This is a genomic window from Piscinibacter sp., assembly GCF_050175855.1.
In the GTDB taxonomy this organism is placed as follows: Bacteria; Pseudomonadota; Gammaproteobacteria; order Burkholderiales; family Burkholderiaceae_C; genus Piscinibacter.
The window spans coordinates 1-4,951 of record NZ_JBFXIO010000381.1; the positions used below are offsets into that span (position 1 = coordinate 1).

Sequence of the window (4,951 nt, forward strand, 5' to 3'; positions counted from 1 at the left end):
CGAAGGGTCGGTCGATCAGGCCAGCTTGCCGTGGCACTGCTTGTACTTCTTGCCGCTGCCGCAGGGGCAGGGATCGTTGCGGCCGACCGTGGGCACCGCAGCCGCCACCGTGGCGAGATCGGGTTCCTCGGAAACCGAGCCGTCCTCGTTCGGATGGGTGTAGGTCACGTTGCTGATGCGCTCGGCCTGCTCCTCGATCGCCTCGGCCGCCTGCAGCGCCTCTTCCTGGCTCTGGATGCGCACCGTCATCATCACGCGGGTGACTTCCATCTTCACCACGTCGAGCAGCTGCGAGAACAGCTCGAAGGCCTCGCGCTTGTACTCCTGCTTCGGGTTCTTCTGCGCGTAGCCGCGCAGGTGGATGCCCTGGCGCAGGTAGTCGAGCGCCGCCAGGTGCTCGCGCCAGTGGTTGTCGATGGCCTGCAGCAGCACCATGCGCATGAACGGCGTGAACTGCTCGGCGCCGACGCGCTCGAGCTTGTCGTTGAAGTGGGCGTCGGCGGCGGCCACCACCTTCTCGACGATGTCGTCGTCGGTGACGCTGTCGCTCTTCTCCACCTCGGCGGCCAGCGCCACCTCGAGCTGCCACTCCTCGCGCAGCGCCTTCTCGAGCGTGGGCAGGTCCCACTGCTCCTCGACGCTCTCGGCCGGCACGTAGGTGCGCACCACCTCGGTCATCGTGCTCTTGCGCAGGTTGGCGATCTGCTCGGTGAGGCTCTCGGCCTCGAGGATCTCGTTGCGCTGCTGGTAGATGACCTTGCGCTGGTCGTTCGACACGTCGTCGTACTCGAGCAGCTGCTTGCGGATGTCGAAGTTGCGCGCCTCGACTTTGCGCTGCGCGCTCTCGATGCTGCGGGTGACGATGCCGGCCTCGATGGCCTCGCCCTCGGGCATCTTCAGCCGGTCCATGATCGCGCGCACGCGGTCGCCAGCGAAGATGCGCATCAGCGGATCGTCGAGCGAGAGGTAGAAGCGCGAGGAGCCCGGGTCGCCCTGGCGGCCGGAGCGGCCGCGCAGCTGGTTGTCGATGCGGCGCGACTCATGGCGCTCGGTGGCGATGATGCGCAGGCCGCCCGCGGCCTTCACCTGCTCGTGCAGGGTCTGCCACTCGTCCTGCAGCTGCTTGGCGCGCGCGGCCTTCTCTTCGGCGGAAAGCGCCTCGTCGGCCTCGAGGAATTGGATCTGCTTCTCGACGTTGCCGCCGAGCACGATGTCGGTGCCGCGGCCGGCCATGTTGGTGGCGATGGTGATCATGCCCGGCCGCCCGGCCTGGGCGACGATCTGCGCCTCTTTCTCGTGCTGCTTGGCGTTGAGCACCTGGTGCTCGAGCTTGGCCTGCTTGAGCAGCTCGGAAACTTTCTCCGAGTTCTCGATCGAGGTCGTGCCCACCAGCACCGGCTGGCCGCGCTCGTGGCAGTCGCGGATGTCCTTGGTGACCGCGTCGTACTTCTCGCGCTCGGTCTTGTAGACGAGGTCGAGCTCGTCCTTGCGGATGGTCGGCTTGTTCGGCGGGATGACCACGGTCTCCAGGCCGTAGATCTCCTGGAACTCGTAGGCCTCGGTGTCGGCCGTGCCGGTCATGCCGGCGAGCTTGCCGTACATGCGGAAGTAGTTCTGGAACGTGATCGAGGCCAGCGTCTGGTTCTCGCTCTGGATCTGCACGCCTTCCTTGGCCTCCACCGCCTGGTGCAGGCCGTCACTCCAGCGGCGGCCGGTCATCAGCCGGCCGGTGAACTCGTCGACGATGATCACCTCGCCGTTCTGCACCACGTAGTGCTGGTCGCGGTGGTACAGGTGCCGGGCGCGCAGCGCCGCGTACACGTGGTGCATCAGCGTGATGTTGGCCGGGTCGTACAGGCTCGCACCTTCGGCGAGCAGGCCCGCTTCGCTGAGGATGGCCTCGGCGTTCTCGTGGCCGGCTTCGGTGAGGAAGATCTGGTGCGCCTTCTCGTCGACGGTGAAGTCGCCCGGCTCGATCACGCCTTCGCCGGTACGCGGGTCGGCCTCGCCGATCTGCTTCTTCAGCCTGGGCACCACGGCGTTGATGCGCACGTACAGCTCGGTGTGGTCCTCCGCCTGGCCGCTGATGATCAGTGGCGTGCGCGCCTCGTCGATCAGGATCGAGTCGACCTCGTCGACGATCGCGAAGTTCAGGCCGCGCGCGACGCGGTCGGCGACCTCCTGCACCATGTTGTCGCGCAGGTAGTCGAAGCCGAACTCGTTGTTGGTGCCGTAGGTCACATCGGCGGCGAAGGCCTCCTGCTTCTCGGCGCGCGACATGTTCGGCGTGTTCACGCCGACCGTCAGGCCGAGGAAGGTGTAGAGGCGCCCCATCCACTCGGCGTCGCGCCGGGCGAGGTAGTCGTTGACCGTCACCACGTGCACGCCCTTGCCGGAGATGGCATTGAGGTACACCGGCAGCGTGGCCATCAGCGTCTTGCCTTCGCCGGTGCGCATCTCGGCGATCTTGCCGTTGTGCAGCGTCATGCCGCCGAGCAGCTGGACGTCGAAGTGGCGCATCTTCAGCGTGCGCTTGCTGCCTTCGCGCACGACCGCGAAGGCTTCCGGCAGCAGCGCGTCGAGCGTCTCGCCCTTGGCGTGGCGCGCGCGGAACTCGTCGGTCTTGGCGCGCAGCGCCTCGTCGGAGAGCCCCTCGAGGCCCTGCTCCAGGGCATTGATCTGCGCGACCACGCGCCGGTACTGCTTCAGCAGGCGCTCGTTGCGACTGCCGAAGATGGAGGTAAGGAGCTTGGGTAGCATGCGGCGTCGTGATTGGCGCGTCCGACACGCCCGCTTCGTGCGGGCCAGGCCGTCGAACGCCGGAAGCCTGGAGTTGGGGCCGCGGGCTTGCGTTGCAAGCGGGCGGCGCCTGTCAAACGCGCAAGTTTACATCCGCATGCCCGGCCCACCCGGGGGCCGGGGCGGGCCGCTCAGCGGCGGTTGCGCAGGGCCTTCTCGGCCGCGGCCACGGCGGCCTCGCCGCCGGCGAGAAAGCGCGCCGGGTTCTGCGGCACGCCGTCGACCAGCACCTCGAAGTGCAGGTGCGGGCCGGTGGAGCGGCCGGTGTTGCCCACCTGGGCGATCGGCTGGCCGCGCTTGACGATGTCGCCGGTGCGCACGAGCAGCTTCGACGCATGGGCATAGCGCGTGACCAGGCCGTTGCCGTGATCGACCTCGACCATCTGGCCGTAGGCCGGGTGCGTCTCGGTCAGCTGCACCACGCCGCCGGCGGCGGCCATGATCGGCGTGCCCACGTCGGCCGGGAAATCCAGCCCCATGTGCAGGGCGGAACGGCCGGTGAAGGGGTCGGACCGGAAGCCGAAGCCGGAGCCCACCGGGCCGGAGACTGGCGCCGAGTTCGGGATCATCAGCGATTGCAGGCGCGACTCCATCAGCCGCGACTCGATCAGCGTGAACAGGTCGGAGTTCGCGTCGGCCGACTCGTCCAGCGAATCGACGATGCTGCGCAGCTGCTCGATCGTCACGGCCTGCGGCGGAACATACGGGCCGCCCTGGGCGCCGGCCGGCGCGAGGCGCGACTTGGGGGTCGTGCCACGCAGCTCGTCGCTCTTGACGCCGGCCAGCCCGGACACGCGGTCGCCCATGGCCTCGAGCTTGACCAGCTTGGCCTGCATCTCGCCGACCTTCTGCGCGATCGCGTCGAGGTTCTCGCGCAAGAATCGGTCGCGCTGGGCGAATTCGTCACGCACCACCAGCCGGACGATCTGGCTGACCACCGGCCAGCCCTCGCGGGCCGCCTTCAGGAACACGAAGTGGTACACCGTGCCCGACAGCAGGGTCAGCACGGCCACCAGCGAAATCAGCATCGCGGCCATCTGCCAGCGATTGAAGTGCAGGACGCGCGTGCGGGCCAGCGTGCCGTGCGTGATCAGAATCTGCATCGCTACACTCCTCGTGTGAGCACCAAACCGCCCCCGCTCGTGCCGGACTCGATGACCGTGTCCGAAGCCCTGCGGCGCAGCGCACCGCTCACCCAGCTCCGCGCGCGTCTGCAGGATTCCGCCGATCGCTTCGAAGCCGTCCGCGGCGCCTTGCCCGGAGCACTGGCCCGGCACGTTCAGCCGGGACCGGTGGACGAGGAGGGCTGGTCGCTGCTGGCCGCCAATGCCGCGGTGGCCGCCAAGCTTCGCCAGATCAAGCCTCGCCTCGAGGCCCTGCTTCGAGAGCAGGGCTGGCAGGTTAGCTCAATCAGGATACGGGTTCAATCGAACTGACACGCGGTTTCACCGTTTGCCACGGTAGCCGCCGCCGGCCTTGCCGTTCGTGATGCAGATCACTGGTGCCGGCTGTCAGAGTCGAACTGACGACCTTCCGCTTACAAGGCGGGTGCTCTACCAGCTGAGCTAAGCCGGCCCGGATCCGCTGGCCGCGGCCAGTATAGGCCGCGCTACTTGACGCGCTTGAGCGACGGCCGCCCGCCAGACGGCGGCTCGGGCGGCTCGCCGGACGCCTCGGAGCCATCGGTGGCGACAGGCTCCGTCAGCGACAGGTGAGCGCCGCGGGTTGCCGGCGATTCGGCGGCCGAGGCAGCCGGCGCCGACTCGCTGGGCACCGGGAAGGCCATGCCCTGGCCGTTCTCGCGCGCGTAGATGGCGATCACGTGGTCGACCGGCACCACGATCTCGCGCGCCGCGCCGCCGAAGCGGGCCTTGAACTCGATGAACTCGTTGCCCAGCTTCAGTCCGCTGGTGGCCTCGAAGCCGACGTTGAGCACGATCTCGTTGTTCTTGACATACTCTTGCGGCACCTGCACCGAGGCATCCACGAACACCGCGACATAGGGCGTGAAGCCATTGTCGGTGCACCAGTCGTGCAGCGCACGGATCAGGTACGGGCGCGTCGAGCTGCCGGTCGGCGCGGGCGCGGTGGGCGGGGTGCGCATGGCGCGGGGCCTTACTTGCGCATCACCTTCTCGGAGGGCGTCAGCGCC

Annotated in this window: 4 protein-coding genes and 1 tRNA gene; 1 reads left to right on the forward strand and 4 read right to left on the reverse strand. The window is 68.3% G+C overall.

Features of this window, described 5'->3' with window-relative positions; translation table 11 throughout:
- Window positions 1–15: 15 nt before the first annotated feature.
- Both secA and AB7U92_RS21905 read right to left on the reverse strand, forming a co-directional pair.
- Window positions 16–2,760, reverse strand: coding sequence for a preprotein translocase subunit SecA (gene secA / locus AB7U92_RS21900; protein WP_428582081.1), 2,745 nt, complete (start codon window positions 2,758–2,760; stop codon window positions 16–18).
- 170 nt (window positions 2,761–2,930) lie between these two features.
- Entirely contained in the window at window positions 2,931–3,902 is a 972-nt protein-coding gene (locus AB7U92_RS21905; RefSeq protein WP_428582083.1) for a M23 family metallopeptidase, read from the reverse strand.
- 15 nt (window positions 3,903–3,917) lie between these two features.
- Here AB7U92_RS21905 and AB7U92_RS21910 point away from each other — a divergent pair, with 15 nt between their 5' ends.
- Window positions 3,918–4,235, forward strand: a complete 318-nt coding sequence (locus AB7U92_RS21910; protein ID WP_428582085.1) for a DciA family protein — start codon at window positions 3,918–3,920, stop codon at window positions 4,233–4,235.
- A 63-nt stretch (window positions 4,236–4,298) separates the two neighbouring features.
- Here the strand turns inward: AB7U92_RS21910 and AB7U92_RS21915 are convergent.
- A tRNA-Thr gene (locus AB7U92_RS21915) sits at window positions 4,299–4,374 on the reverse strand.
- Between the two features lie 34 nt (window positions 4,375–4,408).
- On the reverse strand, window positions 4,409–4,903 hold the full coding sequence (locus AB7U92_RS21920) for a ClpXP protease specificity-enhancing factor (RefSeq protein ID WP_428582087.1): 495 nt from the start codon (window positions 4,901–4,903) through the stop codon (window positions 4,409–4,411).
- Window positions 4,904–4,951 lie beyond the last annotated feature (48 nt).